Origin of the sequence: Oscillatoria sp. HE19RPO (genome assembly GCF_024220515.1) — a bacterium.
Taxonomy (GTDB): Bacteria; Cyanobacteriota; Cyanobacteriia; order Cyanobacteriales; family Laspinemataceae; genus Laspinema.
Genome location: NZ_JAMXOT010000019.1, coordinates 68,024 through 85,718, shown reverse-complemented (window position 1 = coordinate 85,718; position 17,695 = coordinate 68,024). Strand labels below are relative to the sequence as shown.

The 17,695-nt window shown below is 48.5% G+C and carries 9 protein-coding genes; 2 read left to right on the top strand and 7 right to left on the bottom strand.

Annotated features, from left to right (window positions below; all coding sequences use genetic code 11):
• Positions 1–353 precede the first annotated feature (353 nt).
• Positions 354–2,636 (bottom strand): BPSL0067 family protein, encoded by a 2,283-nt coding sequence (locus tag NG833_RS02525; RefSeq protein ID WP_254563763.1) that lies wholly within the window; start codon positions 2,634–2,636, stop codon positions 354–356.
• Positions 2,637–2,924: 288 nt separating this feature from the next.
• Here NG833_RS02525 and NG833_RS02520 point away from each other — a divergent pair, with 288 nt between their 5' ends.
• Positions 2,925–4,292, top strand: coding sequence for an NB-ARC domain-containing protein (locus tag NG833_RS02520; RefSeq protein ID WP_254563762.1), 1,368 nt, complete (start codon positions 2,925–2,927; stop codon positions 4,290–4,292).
• 91 nt (positions 4,293–4,383) lie between these two features.
• On the opposite strand, the gene NG833_RS02515 is transcribed toward NG833_RS02520, so the two are convergent.
• From NG833_RS02515 to hslO, 4 genes are all read right to left on the bottom strand, one after another.
• Positions 4,384–5,901, bottom strand: a complete 1,518-nt coding sequence (locus NG833_RS02515) for an MBOAT family protein (protein ID WP_254563761.1) — start codon at positions 5,899–5,901, stop codon at positions 4,384–4,386.
• Between the two features lie 293 nt (positions 5,902–6,194).
• Positions 6,195–9,056, bottom strand: a complete 2,862-nt coding sequence (locus tag NG833_RS02510; protein ID WP_254563760.1) for a zinc-dependent metalloprotease — start codon at positions 9,054–9,056, stop codon at positions 6,195–6,197.
• A 1,090-nt stretch (positions 9,057–10,146) separates the two neighbouring features.
• Positions 10,147–12,462 (bottom strand): chromosome segregation ATPase, encoded by a 2,316-nt coding sequence (locus tag NG833_RS02505; protein WP_254563759.1) that lies wholly within the window; start codon positions 12,460–12,462, stop codon positions 10,147–10,149.
• Between the two features lie 796 nt (positions 12,463–13,258).
• On the bottom strand, positions 13,259–14,155 hold the full coding sequence (gene hslO, locus NG833_RS02500; protein WP_254563758.1) for an Hsp33 family molecular chaperone HslO: 897 nt from the start codon (positions 14,153–14,155) through the stop codon (positions 13,259–13,261).
• A gap of 328 nt (positions 14,156–14,483) precedes the next feature.
• On the opposite strand from hslO, the gene NG833_RS02495 reads away from it, so the two are divergent.
• Positions 14,484–14,879: a hypothetical protein gene (locus NG833_RS02495; protein ID WP_254563757.1), complete on the top strand. Its 396-nt coding sequence runs from the start codon at positions 14,484–14,486 to the stop codon at positions 14,877–14,879.
• A 54-nt stretch (positions 14,880–14,933) separates the two neighbouring features.
• Here NG833_RS02495 and NG833_RS02490 read toward each other — a convergent pair whose 3' ends face one another.
• Positions 14,934–15,377, bottom strand: coding sequence for a universal stress protein (locus NG833_RS02490; RefSeq protein ID WP_254563756.1), 444 nt, complete (start codon positions 15,375–15,377; stop codon positions 14,934–14,936).
• A 473-nt stretch (positions 15,378–15,850) separates the two neighbouring features.
• Complete coding sequence (gene hisD / locus NG833_RS02485; RefSeq protein WP_254563755.1) at positions 15,851–17,152, bottom strand: histidinol dehydrogenase; 1,302 nt, start codon at positions 17,150–17,152, stop codon at positions 15,851–15,853.
• Positions 17,153–17,695 lie beyond the last annotated feature (543 nt).

The window sequence follows — 17,695 nt, the reverse complement described above, 5'->3', positions numbered from 1 at the left end:
ACTCCAAAAAATAAAATACCCAAAAACCCACACCCTCAAGGGTGGAGGCTCACAGGACGAAGCGGTGCCTGCGCGGGCTAAGAACGTCTTTTTAGTTCCTTAAGCATCGCATTTGGGTGATTTATTTGTTGCAATACCCTAATCGGGAAAAAATCAATCGGGGAGCATATAAAAAGGGATAAGGCAGGACCTTCCTTTTGGGTAATCATTAAAGTACGATCTCTTGTATTGCTCCAAAAGTATAGCAGTCCTAAATCGGTTATAAAATAGAGCCAGAATTACAGTTCCTGTAGTGCGAGCATTTTGCTCACTTGAATTCTTCAAACTGATTTAGGATTGCTATAGAATGAAAATTAGGTAAATTGAATTACATGGTAGTTATTAGCATTATAAACTCCTGAGCTACTAGCTGGGTAGAATCCCTTTCTAACAGGTGATCCTGTCGGTGCATTTTGCTCCCACATATAAAAGCCTCGCACTCCATTTTGAGTGCCATAACCTGCAAAAATCCCTGTATGTTGAACATATTTACCATTAACTAAATTGTCGTAGCTACCATTGGGACCAAGAAAGGTCGCTATAGCTGTACCATTTGGGATGTTGCTACTCATCACATTCGTACCTCGTCTCCATCTCGTTGTTGAACCTGTTTGTCCTGTCACATAGGCAACTAAATCCCAACATTGAGCGCCATAGTAGCGATCTACATCGAAATACTGGCCCGTTAAACTACCATTAAGAAGTTGTGACAATCGAGTGTTGCCGGATGGTGGCGGTGTGGGAGTTCCAGCAACTCCCGACAACGAAGCAAAAACATCAGTAGCCCCAAAGCCAATAATATCCGCCTTGCGATCGCCGTTGATATCACCCAATAAACGGGGATAGTTATTATTATCCGTCCAACCGCCTACATTTTTGGTGAAGGCATTAGTTGAACTTGGTTTATAAGCAATGGGAGTCCGGAAAGTTCCATCGCTATTAGCAAGGGAAACAAACACATCACTGGCTCCAAAACCTACGATATCAGCCCTGTTATCTCCGTTAACATCCCGCAATAGACGGGGATAGTTATTGTTATCGGTCCAGCCCCCTCGATTCTTGGTCAATCCCGGGGAAGATGCAACCGGAGCCCGGAAAGTACCATTACCATTGCTTAACGAGACAAACACATCACTAATACCAAATCCTACAATATCTGCCCTACCATCTCCATTAACATCGGCTAATAAACGGGGGTAATTGTTATTATCACTCCAACCGCCTACATTTTTAGTAAAGCCATTAGTTGAACTAGGTTTTGATCTGACTGGAGTTCCGAAAGTGCCATTACTGTTTCCAAAAGAAACAAAAACATCACTCGTACCAAACCCTACAATATCAGCCCTGCCGTCTCCGTTGACATCACCCACTAGGCGGGGATAGTTATTATTATCGCTCCAGCCCCCTCGATTTTTGGTCAATCCCGGGGAAGATGCAACCGGAGCCCGGAAAGTTCCATTACCATTGCTTAAAGAGACAAATACATCGCTGGCACCAAAGCCAATAATATCCGCCCGACCATCTCCATTGACATCGGCTAATAAACGGGGGTAATTGTTGTTGTCACTCCAGCCCCCTACATTTTTAGTAAAGCCATTGGATGTACTAGGTTTTGAAGCAATAGGAGTGCCGAAGCTTCCATTACTATTACCCAGGGAAACAAACACATCACTCGCGCCAAATCCTACGATGTCAACCCTGCCATCTCCATTAACATCACCCAAAACACGGGGATAGTTATTGTTATCGGTCCAGCCTCCTATATTCTTGGTAAATCCTGGGGAAGATTTCACTAAGCTAGTGTATGACTGCTCTATCAGAATAGCTTGGCCATCTAACATCACCGTGATGGTATCATCTTCAGCTTTTATTGCCTGAAGTTCGGCTGCATCAAATCCTGTGCCTTGAACAAAACCGGCAAAGATAAAGCCCTCATCTCCCGCTGCATCTGAGATGTTAATCTGCCTGTCTATATCATGCCCTATTTCTTCGAGTAGGACAGCGGCGATCGCCTCTGGAACCCCGGCATTTTCAGTAACAAACTCTCTCGACAAATAAATCGTATTCGTAGCAACAGCAAAGGCTCCATTAGCCCTGTTAATATCGGCAGCATTAACAATATCAATCACTGGAGGATTGAAAATACCCTGACTCCAGTTGTCTGCCAAATCCTGGACTGCCTCCACATCAATATCATTTCCAAAGGCAATGTTCATTTGATTTTGGAAGTCTGGGCTGCTGGCAAATTGCTGTAATTGGTTGTGAATCTGAGCTAAGGCATTGGTTACAGGATCAAACTCAAGATCAGTTTCTTCACCCTTACTGTCTGGGACAATTCCAGTTAACAGATCTGCGGACGCGGCGCTGTTCAGATCTGGTTCGCCTGGGGGGTTTCCGTAGTTCCCCCGGAGATCAAGATCCTGCACAGTATTATAGGAACTCTGTGAGCCTAAAGTTGGCAACTCGACGCGTGGATCGGCAGCGCCCGGAATTGGCACTCTATTTATACTTAAATCCTTTAAAATGTCTCCATCAATTGGATCTACAATTCCATTTAATTTAGGAATCCCGTTACTCTCTATGTCTAAATAAAGCATGACAATTGCCTCCCGATACAAGTAGTGGTTAAAATTTTTACCCCTGTTCTTAGCTGGTCTGTTTGAATTCGCTAAGAGGACTAAGTAAATGTTCCCTCATAACTTTCTACAATAGAAGGTTTTTAAAACTTCGTAAAGTCATAAAAGGTCTAACTTAGTATCAAGTTTAATCCAACCTTCCGGCATAGTTTTTGACAACCCAACTGAGACTGTAGTTACAAAAGGTTGCAAAAAGTTGCAAAAGGTTGCAAAATGGAATAAATTTTAAAATAAATCACTGTGTCGCCGATGGATGGTCAAAAGGCCCTCGACTGGGTAGATGAATTAGTTCTGGCTAAAACGGGATTGCATTTATCTAATCTGCAACAGGCAGTATTAACAGGTGCCTGGAATCATCAAAAATATAAAGAAATTGCCGATGAGTATCACTGTAGCGAAGCGAATGTGAAGAGGGTAGCTGGGATATTATGGAAACTCATCTCTGAAGAATTAGATGAAAAAGTTGATAACAAGAACTTCCGGGCTACAGTGGAACGGTATTATCTTTCCACTTCCAAGACTCGCAATTTTTTACGCAAGAATTTTAACCCGGGGGATATTAACATCTTCGGAGAAAATTGGCATTCTGGGGAAGCAACTCAAAACCGATCGCCCTCGACAACCTCGAACCAAAAAGCCGAAAAACGCTACGACTTGACCGAAGCACCGGAACCCGATCGCCTCCATAACCGCAACGATGAACTGACGACCCTCCAAAACTGGATACTCCACGACAAAATCCGCATTGTCAATCTCTGTGGTTTGCTGGGAATGGGGAAAACCGCTCTTGCTAGAGAACTGGTGGAACAGATTAAAGAGAATTTTGACTGTATTCTCTGGCGCAACTGTACCAATACTCTGACGCTGCAATGCCTCAAAACTCAATTAATTGAGTTCTTCTCGGCAAATGGAGAAATCCAACTGCCTTCTCTGATTGATTATCTGCGATCGCACTCTTGCCTAATTATCCTCGATGAGCTACAAGAACTCTTTGCCAGTGGGGAATTAGCCGGAACCTATCTTCCTGATTGTCAAGACTATGGCAAATTTTGGGAACAAATTGCCCGATCGCCTCATAATAGTTGCTTCCTTCTCCTCAGTTGGGAAACCCCTACGGAAATCGTCAGCTTAGAAAGAGAAAATCGTCACTGTCGGAGTTTAACTTTGGGGGGATTAGGAGACTCTGCCGTAGATATTTTGAACTCTAAAGGATTAACTGATCCGGATAAATGGGGGGAACTGATCCGGATTTATGGCGGGAACCCTTCCTGGTTAAATATCATTGCCTCTACCATTCAAGATTTATTTGATGGCAGTGTCGATCGCTTCTTATCCTATCCCAGTCTCTTTCTTGGAGACTTAGAATCCCGACTGCAAGGGTATTATCAACGGTTGTCAGCGTCGGAAAAACTGGTGATTCGGTGGTTGGCGAACCAGGAAGCAGTGGATATTTTTCAAAAACCGGCTGAGTTGGCGTTGTCTGATGCTGAGTTTTTGAAGGCGGTACAGTCGTTGAAGAAGCGGGGGTTAATTGAAAAAGTGACCGGGAATGGATTGTCTCTGTTTGCAGTGCAGTTTTTATTTAAAGCGTATTTAATAGGGGGAGGGAACGACTGAAGTCGTTACTACGAAAAATTGAAGAGAACGACTGAAGTCGTTACTACAAACAATTGAAGAGAACGACTGAAGTCGTTACTACGAACTGCGGTTAAAAATCGAAGTAGATGTAAGGTAAGCCGCCTTCTGGGGCGAAAATCCAAACGGCATAGAGGCAAAGGGGAACTAAGGCTATTTTAATGGGCCAGTTTAGTTGCAATTTTAAGCCGCGATTCATTGCGTAACTTAGGGTCATGATTAGCCAAATTAAGACTAACAATAAGGTGACTTCAATGCGCTGCAAGCCTAGGGTTTCCAGATAGACTTTCTGGGTGAATTGGATGTCTCCGGTATGTCCCCAGAAGTGCCGCATCACCCATCCGGATTCTCGGAGGTTGGGGAGGCGGAAGGGAATCCAGGCTAAAAAGACGAAGGTTTGAGTGAGAAACCAACTGAAGAGTATGCCGGGGATGGTTTTCCAGAGGAGTTTTAACCCCTCGACTCGTTTGGAGAGGATGTCTGTGAGGCGATGGACTGCTAAGGCGATGCCGTGGACTGCACCCCAGAGGATGAATCCCCAGGCGGCACCATGCCATATTCCGGCGATTAACATGACGATGATTAAGTTGAGGGAGGTGCGCGCTAATCCGACTCGGGACCCGCCTAGGGGGAAATAGAGATAGTTTCTTAACCAATCTCCCAAGGTGATGTGCCAGCGTCGCCAAAAGTCGGCAATGCTGGTGCTGAAGTAGGGGAAGTTGAAGTTTTTGGGGAGGTTGAATCCGAGGAGGATGGCGCTGCCTCGGGCGATATCGACGTAACCGCTAAAGTCGAGAAACAGTTGCAATCCATAGGCTATGGTAGCAAGCCAGAGGTCACCGCTGCCAGCGCGTTGGACGTTTTCAAAGCTGAGGGTGACGAAGATTCCTAGGCGATCGGCTACGACTCCTTTTTTGAATGCGCCACAGGCAATCAACCAGAGTCCTTCTACCCAGTCATGGGAGGAGGGGAAAATTAGGGTTTTGAGTTGCCGTTGGAAGTGATGATACCGGGTGATGGGTCCGGAGATGAGTTTGGGAAAGAAGAGTTTATAGGAGGCAAAGCGCAGAAATTGGGCGGAGGCGGGGGAACCGCGATAAACGTCGATGAGGTAGGCGATGCATTCAAAGACGAAAAAACTCAGTCCCAATGGGGGGAGAATGTTCTGTTGAAACCAGGTGGCGGTTTCTTGGGCTCCGGGGAGGTTAAACCAGGTCCCTAGGGTGTTGAAGATGAAGGGGATGTATTTGAATCCGGCGAGTACCAGGATATTGAAAAGGATGCCACCCCATAATCCCATGAGGCGGCGACGTTCCCAGGCGGCAAATTGGGTTTGCCAGTCGTCGGTGGCAAGTTGCCAGGTTTGGGGGTTGGGTTGACGTTCGGAGGTTTTGGCGATCGCCCTTCCGATGCGGTAGTTAATCCAAGTCCCTAACAGCAACAGGGGAATGTACTCCACCTGGAGGGAGGTGTAAAAGACTAAGCTGGCGATTAACAGAATCCACAGGCGCGATCGCTGTTTATTAACGGTCCAGTAGATACCCAGGATGCTTAGGAGAAAGAGGGCGTAGACAATCGAGATAAATGTCATGTGCCAGTCTGTTAGAAGAAAGGGTCAGGAGGAAGTTTGGGGAATGGAGGATTCACCAAAAGCACTGGAATTCCAGATGCTTTTAGAGAATTGTACTTCATTGGCTCTACTCGGGGAGGGGGGAACGACTGAAGTCGGGACGTTGAACAGGAAGAGGAACGACTGAAGTCGTTACTACAAACAGGAAGAAGCAACTTCAGTCGAAATCTCCCCGATCCTCCCCATCTCCCCGATCCTCCCCATCTCCCCCATCTCCCCCATCTCCCCCATCAACCAATGACCAACGACCAACCTCAACCCGATTGGAACTGTGCTTCTAGGGTTTTATCGATGCGATCGCGAGTTTCCTCTAGGTGGGCTTTACTTGCAGTATCCAGATGCCGTCCTCGCCGTTTTAGGGTATTTTCCACTTCCTCTCGGAGTTGCCGTAAGTTATACCGGGCGAGGGTTCGGGCTTCATCGGGAACATTGGAGTTCCTCAAAACCATTGCGATTAACATCCCTAGATGTTCCCGTTGCAGACTCCGGCGAACACTGGAAATCACTTTTAGGTCATCGGGGCGATTAACAACCTCGGTCCAAATTCCTCCTTCTAGGGTGTCAAATAATTCCTGCATAGTCAAGGCTTGACCCGGTTCTGTTTTTAATTCTAAATCCTGTAAGCGGATTAGCCTTGGATAGGAGAACAACTCGCGCAGAACGATTCGTTGCAGTAAATTAATCCGTTGATGAATCGGATAATCTAGGGGATAAACCACGGGAACTACACCCCAGTGATACCAGCGATCGGGGGCTAATTTATTCAGAAGTTGCGGCGGAAATTGTAATGCCGTTTCATCGAAAATGTACTTTTGCAGCAATGCCAAACTCTGACGCTGTTTCTCTACGGACACAGGTTCAAAGGGTAAGCGTCCGTTGCCGTCAGCATGATTTCGATTAAACCATTGACCCCCGATATAGAGAGTTGCATTCATTGCCTGTCGGAAATAATAGGAAAACACGGTATCAAACATCCGACGAACATCCGTGAAACTTTCGCCGCTGACGGGATAGCGTGTATCCAGGCGTTCCCACATTTCCCGGGCATTTTCCAACTGCCACTCGGAGTATTGCAACATATCTCCACTCAGGTCAAACGTATTCGCCGCTGGGTTGAGAATATCCATCGAATCCTCATCCGGGGCATAAGCCAAATCAGGGTTCGTGCTACTTTCAGCAGCAATTCGTTCTAGTTCCCGCTGTTCTTGTTGAGGCAGCATCCCAGGCATGGGTTTATACCCGTATTCGATCGCCCATTCATCATAAGGACCAACTAACATCGGGAAAAAGTCACCCTGTTGCTGGTCACTGGGTGCCAAGTTCACGGGTACATAGTCCATAACAGAGGCAACCATACCTTCTGTGCGAGTAATCGCTGTATTCTGCAAATCCTCCGGTGATAACATGGTACTGCCGTGGAAGTTATGGCGCAGTCCCAAGGTATGACCGACTTCGTGGGCAGTGAGGAATGTTAGATACTGATTGATATATTGTGTCATTTCCTCCCCACTAGGAAAGGCATTATGAAGCATAGACAAACCCATTGCCCCGATCGCCAACTGTTGTGGCGCTTCCATGCCATAACACAAGTCGTATCTTTCCATCATCTTGCGGACGAAGCTGTGCACCTGGGGCGGTTGCTGTACCGGCAAACTGGAATTCCCCGTCATCGCTTCCCCGTTACCCATGCCGGAGTTGCCACTCATCCCGGGGAAGCAGGAAGTCCCTTGTAGCATTTTGCCCAAGAAGGTCATTTCTGAAGCATTGGGTTGTTGTTGAATTAGGGTGCGATATTCATTTTTGATAGTTCGCACGATATTCCCATCAATGAGAATATCCGCATCTAAAATTTCCCCGGTGAGGGGGTTGACGCGAGAGGGACCAACTCCGGCAAACCAGGATTCAAAGGAACTGGACCAGCGAATGGTGTTGTAGCGCACATCTGACGGATCCCAAACCGCATTATCGGGCATCTGTCGGGCTTCGATCGCATTAATAAACCCAGCTTTCTCAAATGCCTTATTCCAGACTTCGATGCCTTCGCGAAGGGCATCCCGATATTCTACCGGAACGTTGTTTTCAATCCAAAAAACAATCGGTTGTTTTGGGGGAGAAAGTGGGGCATCGGGGTTTTCTTTTTCCAAATGCCAGCGGTTAATATAACGCTGGAAGGGTTCTTTACTGCGACTGTCGGACAAATCTTGATAGGCGGTAATAAAATAGCCGACTCGGTTATCTGCTAATCGAGGGCGAAAGCCATTGTTAACCGGCAGTGCGGAGAGGCTATAATTCACGTTTAGAGAAAACCCCCGACTATCGGGCAAACTCTGAACATTGGAGAATAAATCATCCCCACCCGTGAACCCATAGACGGACTCAATTTCTACATTGGCGGGGAAGGTTTGAACTCGCCCAAAATAGGATTTATCGGTATCTCGAACGTAGGCCGATCCTAATACCCAGGGTAAAATTGACGTTAACCCACTAATATCCTGGCGCTCAATCAGCAGTTTATTCAGGTCAATCAGCAGGCTTTCCCGGTCGGGATGAATGCTTTCGATGGGTAAAGAAGCTAGAACAGAATCACTAAAGGAACGGCTTAATGATCGCTCGACGGGATCTCCAGGACTTGCACGGAAATAAACATTCCTCACCCCAAAATGAATGTTTTTATTCACCCGTTTAAAGAAAAAGAGAAAATCCTGGAGGGGCATCCCCCGGAACAAGCCCCCTTCTCCAATCCCGGATGCTAACGTCATCACGGCTAAGAAGTTTGTGTCCAGTTGTTCCGGCTGAATCTCTAGGTAAACTTTGCCAGTTTTCTTATTGTGGTAAAGGGTGAAGAGTCCTGGGAGTTTTTCAGCATCTTTCACCACTTCATCAAATTTTTGCAGTCCATCGTTGTCCTCGTCTGCTTCACTCTCCTCGCTGTTGTCAGTGTCCTCATTGTCACCATTTTCATCTTCCCACTCATCCGGTGTGGGAACGGGTATGTTTTGGCTATAATATCTCGGTTCCGGCATTTGGCTATTTGCCTGACCCGAAAACAGTCCGAAGGTTACCGGCAAAATGAAAAATGCCAAAAACAAAATCAATAACCGCTTGGCTTTTGACATTTTCTGCTTGCCGTTTGACTGGAAGTACAGCGAAACAAATGTCTTGACACTCTGGCTAATTTTCACGAAGAACCGCTTTAGGAAATTCCTCTCGGACGCGAATTTTCTCATCAGACGATGCATTAATATTTAGGGTGTATTTTGAGTTACGACTACAGTCACAGCGGGAATGGTTGACCATTAACAGGCGACTCAGGACAATGGTGCATAAACTGTGTTGTTCTGGGTTAACATGAATTCCCCTCTCTCTAATTGAAACAAGCACTCACAGCGCGGAGCAATCCTTACGGATCGATATCGATCGCAGGAATGCTCCAAACTAAGTGGTGCTTCATTATTCTAGAGTAGCGGTTGCGCCTCAAAATGGCGATAGATTTAGGCCCAGAGCACTCCTCTCAACCGGAAGGGCGATCGCGCTTTAGGTGTTGCCTTCTGCCACCCCTGCGATCCCGTGGGGGAGGACCGCCCTCGCCACCGCAGAACCAAACTGCTGCATCCGCTTTCCTTCTTCCCGCTCCATTTGTTCTTCTATTATCCTGGATGAGTTTCATTCGCGCAGACAACCCAGAGGCAATCTTCCGTGGAAAAGCCCCATTCCGTAATTATCCCACTGCTGCAACATCAGCGATCTCCCCCTGCTCTGGACTAGATTTCTCTCCCTGTATCACCACCGGAAGCACCCCTAATTTTTAGACCGCAAAACCGGCAGGCTTTCTAACTCATTCAACCTGCGGCATTATGATGTTAAGGTGAGATTTTAGCCGTGAATTTCTTGTCTATAATCTTATTATTATACCCTACTTTGTGGGTGTGCCTCTCATTTTTCTTGTTAAGAATTTTTAAAGCCCCGGAAACGACCGCCGAATCTTAAGGATAAAAAGAGTAGCCCTATCAAGGAGGTAAATTTAATGACGAAAAATCGTTGTTTCATGTAGGGGTTTGGTCTCCAAACCCTCTTCATGCTTAAACATTGAAGAGATTCCCCCAGAATCCTGGCAAGTTGAGGTTTTGTACAACAAATCGCTGGATTCAATCCCCTCCCCTGAATCTTGGGGAGAGGAGCAGCAGTGGCCCCAGCCTAAAGGATTCATTATTCAATCCCTTCAATCACCCTGGGATTCTGAGAATCTCTCCGCGCCCCCTCAATGGGATCGATGGGCGTAGTCGGCGCAGAAGTGGCCGGGAGGGGAGATGGGGTCGGTGTGGGTGTGGGTTCCGAGGGGGAGACGGGCGGATTGACCGATTCTCTTGGGGTTTCTTGGGGGAAGGGGGTCGGAGTGGGACTGGGTTCGATCGCCGCTGGACTCGGTTCCCGGACTTGCACCGGAGGCGGATTCAGAATGGTTTCCCATGCCTCAACTTCTCGCCGTGCCTGGTTATACAGATTGGAATAAAATGGAATCATCCGAGCCAGTTCGATCGCCTGGGGAAGATTCTCCAAAGAGCGTTGTTGAGCCTGGGCCAAAATCCGTTGACTCCAGTCTTGAATCGCTGCATCGGCGCTAAAGCGCAAATTAGACTTAGAAGAGACTTGATTAGCCAAATCCATTGCCTGAACCAACCGTTCGGGACTTTGAGAAACATCTCCAAGCTGATAGGCGCGGTCTAGGAGTTGGCGATCGCGACCTTCCTGCTGCCAGGTTTGAATCGCAGACTGGGCCTCACTGTACAGCAAGCGACCGGGACGAATTCCTTGGGCTGTAGCGATCGCCCCATTCAGATTTCCCCATTGCGCCAAATTCCAGGCGCGGTCTAAGATAGGCTGGTCTTCCAGTCGTTGAATTTCCTGATTCCACTCCTGAATTTTTTCCTGGGCCTCGGTGTACAAGGCCCGCCCTGAGCCCACATTTCTCGCCGTATCAATCGCCGCTTGCAACGAAGCGCGATCGCGGTAACTCGCCAGTTGTTCAGCCTGTCGCAGATAGGGGCGGTCTTCGGTCTCCTCAATCTTACTTTGCCATTCGTTAATTTCTTCCTGGGCTCGATCCCAGACCAGATTGGTGCGACTGACCAGTTGAGCTTGAGCGATCGCCGAGCGCAAATTGTTAACATTCCCCGCCATCGCCAGATTCCTGGCCTGTTCTAAGTAGGCCACATCTTTGATGCTATCCTGCCACTGAGAGATTAACCGTTTAGCTTCCAGGTACAGGGGGCGATCGGGGCCAATCACTTTGGCTTTGGCGATCGCATCTTCCAAAGAGCGGACCGTTACCCGAGTGGCAATGGACCTCGCCCGAGTCAGTTCGATGAAATCCTCCGCCTCTTTTTTAACCGAACTGTTACCCGGAACTTGGCGAGCAATGTAAATCGCATCTTCCCACTTTTGCTCCTCACCATTTTTGCGGGCTAATGCGAGGATTTGCTTGGAAAAGTCAGTGGCTAAAGACCGAGATTTTTTATATAACTTGCTCTGGGGTTCAATTTTATCGACCAGGGCGATCGCTTCGGTGATATTTTTGAGTTCTCCTTGTTCCGCTAAACTGCGGGCTTTTTCCAAGGTTTGACCTTCTTGCTGAGTGACCCGGATCAGTTGACTCAGGTTATCATAGCGAACCGTTTCCCAGTAAGTATTTTCCACGGAAAGCAGTTGTCGCATATAGCCCAGAGCTTGGTTCCAGTTTTCCTTTTCCAACTCGGACTCAGCATTTTTATATAGTTTTTCCGCCTCATTCCAGATAGACTGCCAGCGAGTAATCCGTTCTTGAACTAAACCGGCAGCGGTCGTATTGCTGGGAATCTGACGGGCGGAGGCGATCGCTTCGGTGAGCTTGCCTTCATTAAATATTTTCTCAGCCAAATCCAGCAGTTGTCCTGCCCATTTTTCAATCTGACGATTGATTTCCGGACGTAGGGGGTGGTCTGAGGGAAGTTGATGCACCTCAGCGATCGCCCGCAACAACCCATCTACTGTTTGCTCGCTCGCTGCTTGTTGAGCACAGTACAGATGTTCCGAACCCGAAGTCCAGGCACTTTCTCCACAATTGGGTGTTTCGGGAAGGCGTAATAACGTCAGTAACGCTGTGCCCCCCAGTCCTCCGGTCACCAGAAAGGTGACCAGCGCCCAGAGTTGCCAATTGGTCAGCCATTTCAGCCCCCCATGCAGACGGCGATCGGAGGACCCACGGTCTCGATAGCGTTGACTTGACTCTAGTTGACTCCTCCTCGTCTGTCCGAAGCGCTTCGGGTTCCCAGACTGGGTGCGATCGGTCGCGTCTCCTGCGGAAGATACATCCGAACTCGAAGGCGGCAGGTGCAGATAGGAACCCTGCCGCGAATCCGCCCCCGCAGCACTCCTTCGGAACCCAGACAGGGACGATGCAGGCATTTTCGCCCCCGAGTCCGGTTGTCCCGACTCCGACGGCTGGGCTTTAGGCCACTGCTCTGGAAATTTACGATCTTTAGTCATAGCCCACCCGAAAACACTCTTGCGTCAGTCTTGCTTGGCTGTTTTAGAAAGACAGGTTTTACGATTCGGCCACAGTTCCAAAACCTAAATATTAGGTTCGATAAAAGCCGGTGATATTTTTCTCAATCTAGCACCAAGAATTGTTTAGGTTAAGAGTGCTAGAGCTTTTTTTGGCAACGCCGTTCGCTGATCTACCTTTTCCTTCTAGGCGGATCTACATCTGCACCCCCCGCCTTTCCGGTTTTCTCTATCCTTCTTGTCCTTGACAATCTGTAGAGTACCCGCACCCAGATACCTTAACGCAGTAAATCGAATCCTGGAAAACAGCTTATTCCAGGTTTGGAGAGTTAGCGCATCCAACACAGAAGGACAATCAATTTTACCGTTGAGTAGTCACACCGATTGATTCATTGCTTCTTATCTTCTCATGTTATTTTCGTTTGCGATCCCCACTTTCCCAAAAATTTCCCCCTAAGACTTTACTCCCTAGCGGTTATAACCGAGGTTAGAAACCGGGTTTCTCTACAGAATTTATACCAATGAGTAGCAAATCTGGACTAGAAACCCGGTTTTTAACCGTTACTGGACCCCCATACTCGGCATGAGTTTGATAGATGGGGGTTCAGGAAGAGTTAGGGTGTTCCAACAAATAAATCCTCCAAATCCCGATGGTTAAGCACCTAACTCTAACTGTATTAGCCCGCGCAGGCGGGCTTTGTCCGTGTAGCCCCAGGCTTCAGCCTGCGGGTTTTTTGGGTATTTTATTTTTTGGAGTTCCCTTAGGCGATCGCCCCCATCACGACTCCGCTTGCAACGCCCCAATCAGTTCCGTAAGTTGATCGGTGCTGGCGGTGTAAACTTCCCCACAGAAGTGACAAATCGCCTCGGCACCATCATCTTTCTCGATCATGTCCAGCAGTTCGTCTTCCCCGAGCAACTTCAACGCCCCTAACATCCGTTGATGAGAGCATCCGCAGTGGAAGCGCACCAGTTGTCTTTCCGGTAAAATATTCAACCCCATATCTCCCAGCAGTTGCTCGAAAATATCCGGCAGGGATTTACCCGCTTGTAATAACGGTGTAAATCCCGACAAACTGGCAACTCGCGATTCCAACAGCGCCACAAGTTCCTCATCCGTTGCCGCTTTCGGCATCACCTGCAACAAAATTCCTCCGGACGCTTGCACCCCTGCCGCCTCTACAAATACCCCCACCACCAGGGCCGAAGGCGTTTGCTCTGAAGTTACCAGATAATGAGCAATATCATCCCCAATTTCACCCGAAACCAGTTCCACGGTACTCGAATAGGGGTAACCATATCCCACATCACGGACGATGTAGAGATAGCCATCATTCCCGACAGCACCCCCCACATCCAGTTTCCCGATCGCATTCGGCGGCAATTCTATCTCGGGATTATCCACATACCCACGCACGGTTCCATCTAATCCCGCATCCACTAGAATGCCGCCTAGAGGTCCATTGCCTTTAACCCGAATATTCACCCGCGACCCCGGTCGCTTCATACTGGAGGCGAGGAGTAATCCCGATGACAGGGTACGCCCTAGGGCCGCCGTTGCCACATAAGACAGACCATGCCGCTGACGCGCCTCTTCCGTCAACCGCGTCGTAATCACCCCAACTGCTCTAATCCCTCCATCGGCTGCCGTTGCTCTAATCAGTTGATCTACCATGCCAAAACCTTACAATTCTTCACAAGTCATCTCAACTTTATTGTAAAAGGGAGATGGGGGAGATGGGGGAGATGTCATTGGTCATTTGTCATTGGTCATTGGTTATTTGTCATTGGTCATTTGTCATTGGTCATTTGTCATTTGTCCTTGGTCATTGGTCATTGGGGTGGATAGTTGTTCGTAGTAACGACTTCAGTCGTTCTCCCCGTAACGCAGCAATCACCAAGGACAAATGACCAAGGACAAATGACCAATGACCAACGACCAATGACCCCAACTGGTCTGCCATACTAAAAGGGAAAACCACCACAGGCACTCAACCTCAACTATGTTAGGCAGTTTTCAACAAGCTCATCTGAGAATCGAAGTCGATGCACCAGAAACCGTGATTCGCGACAGTCTCCTACGCCGCGATCGCCTCCAACAATGGTTATGGACCCAACGCTTCTCTACACCCCTGCCGGAAGAGTTGCATTCCGGTGCAAGCTTTACCATTTCTCTGGGTCCCTTGGCGGTTCGACATCAAGTAGAACGTGCTGACCCAAATTGCCTGCGACTGTTATTAAGTGGCAGCATTGATGGATTCCACGAATGGTACTGGGGGGACGGGTGGGTACAGTCCCGCCTTGAAGGGGTCTCTTTACTCCCGCTCAACTTAAGCCATACGATGAATTTACTGCGTCTGCGAGAGTTTGTCACGCAGACTAAGGCAGTTGCCCCCTAAAGCCTCGTTTCAGTCATCCCAGAAACCGGGTTTCTGGGCAAGAAATCCGGTTTCTTATTTTACTGTAGCGGGTAAGACTGGCTTAACAACTAGAACAGAACAAGAGGCATCCGTTACCACTTGAGAACTCACGGAACCCTGTAAAATTCGCTTCATTCCGGTTAAGCCTCGACTGCCAATTAAAATTAAATCAGCCTGATAAATATTAGCCAAGCGGACAATTTCTTCGGCAGGATCTCCGGTGACAATTTCGAGTTCTGTTTTACAAGGAATTTTTTCTTGATAGGATTGAAGTTTTTTTTCAATAGCCCGATATGGGATATCTTCAGTCTCGACTTGGGGTCTATCCGCCACCACATCTAAATCTGATGTGGGTTTGGATATGACATGAGCCAGAATGACTTGAGTCATGGTTTCGAGCTTCAGGTTATGCAAGGTGGCAATCACTTGCTCTGATAAATCCGCACCATCAAGTGCTACAAGAATGGTATTAATCACAATGCCGATCTCCTAATTCGCTATTCGCAGCCTTCAAGTTTGGGCAACTGGCTTCAATCCTACGGGAAAAAATATTTCCTGGAGAAAATGGCCTCAACGCTTAGTTTAGCGGCATTAGAGTGGGAATGCTTCGGAAGAAACTATGGGAATTTTTTTTAAATAGCCCGGGACATCTGAGGAGGGTTCGGCAATGACCCGAACACCCGGGGAGATCACCTCCTGTTCGGGCAGTTCATGCCATACAGGACTTACGCATTTGGGGAGAGCAAAACCTAAATGTAGAGGCGATTCGCGAATCGCCTCTACATTTAGTGCCAATTCTCAAAATCTGCGTAATTCTTACCATAAAAAAGCCGACCTGTCAAGGTCGGCGGCAAATTATCTAAAAGATCTAAAGGATATAGAGTCGATGGTCGGGTTGGTCCAGAGGCGATCGCCCGTGGGGTTTGGGTGAAAACCATCGACGACAAAAATTAGGGGCCATCTTTGATGCGCTTGCGGACCGAATCCCCATGAGAAGGTAAACCTTCGGCTTTCGTGAGCACATCAATCGCACCGGCCACCTTCTGGAGTGCCTTGGGAGAATATTGAATCAAACTGGAGTGTTTCATAAAGGTTTCCACCCCCAAAGCTGAGGCATAACGAGCCGATCCCGAAGTGGGAAGGGTATGGTTAGGGCCTGCGAGGTAATCGCCGACAGCTTCAGGGGTGGAGTTCCCGAGGAAGATGGCACCAGCATGACGAATCGACTCCAGTAAATCCCAAGGGTCGCTGACTTCGAGTTCTAGGTGTTCTGGGGCAAATTCGTTGGAGAGTTCGGCGGCAATTTGCAGGGAATCAACCACAATGACCACACCGTAATGGGCGATCGCCTTTTCGGTGAGGGTCCGGCGTGGATGATCGATCAGTTGGTCCTCGACTTGCGCGACAACCTTACGAGCAATCTGAGCATCGGTGGTAATCAGAATGGCGGCGGCGAGGGGGTCATGTTCAGCTTGCGCCAGTAAATCCGTGGCGATATGAACCGGATTGCCTTGGGAATCGGCAATAATCAGGACTTCCGAGGGACCGGCTAAGGAGTCAATTCCCACGGTGCCAAAGACCTGTTTTTTCGCCAGAGTAACGTAGATGTTACCCGGGCCGGTAATCACATCCACTTTAGGGATGGTTTCCGTACCATAAGCTAGGGCGGCGATCGCCTGAGCGCCCCCCACCCGATAAATTTCCTCGATTCCCGCTTCCTGGGCCGCCACCAGGACTGCTGGGTTCACGGTTTTTTCCGGTCCCGGAGGGGTGCAGATCACAATTCGGGGGACCCCAGCCACCCGAGCCGGAATTGCATTCATCAGCACGGTACTGGGGTAGGCGGCCCGCCCCCCCGGAACGTAAAGCCCCGCTCGATCAACCGGGGTATAACGTTTACCCAGCACCACCTCATCATCCCCAAATTGAACCCAAGATTTGGGGACGCGCTGACGATGGAACGCTTCAATGTTTTGCTTTGCCAAAATAATGGCGTCTAGGAGTTCTTTTGACACCTGCTGATAGGCGGCATCCAATTCGGAGCCACTCACGCGCAGGTCTTCGGGCTTTAAGGATTGCCCGTCGAACTCAGCCGTATAGTGCAAGAGTGAGCGATCGCCTTGGCGTTTGACCGCTTGGAGCACTTCGCGAACCGTTGCCTCTTTATGGACAACTTGGTCGTCGTGGGTGCGATCGCAGATGCGCCGGAGTTCAGCTTGTGCCTCAGCCCGCTGTGTAATGATTCGCAGCATGGAGTTAGGAGATAATCGACAGGTATTGCCCTTGAGGAGAACGGGTCGCTCGCCACATCAACCGCGACTACCGATGCTTTTGCTTTGGCTTACCCGTCCCCGTCTTCTCTAGCTTAACCTGGATTTTCTTCAACGGAACTGCATTTTCTCCCTGATTCGATGCTATAGTGTTTTATCAAAAACATGAGGCTGGAAAACGCTCATTTTTCTATGATGAGCCAAACTCTTGCGCCTGAACTTGCTTTATGTGTTAAAATTCCTTTCTGTGTTAAAATCTATTGGGTCGCTGACCAGCCAAGGCGCGAGGAAACAGGGTTAACGTCCTATTCCGCAACTTGGCAAGCCGAACCGTCACTATCTGTAAAAAACTTGGAGACCCTGCGGTCAGCACGGAAAGAATCCACTAGCGTGGGGCGCACGCGAAGTCAAGCTTGGGGAGTAGCCTTTAATTGGACGATGTGAAAGCATTGGTTCTGGCTAGACATGAACGGGTAAGACCGAAACTGGATCTCTCAGTAGAGGCCCCATTCAGCCCAAGAATCT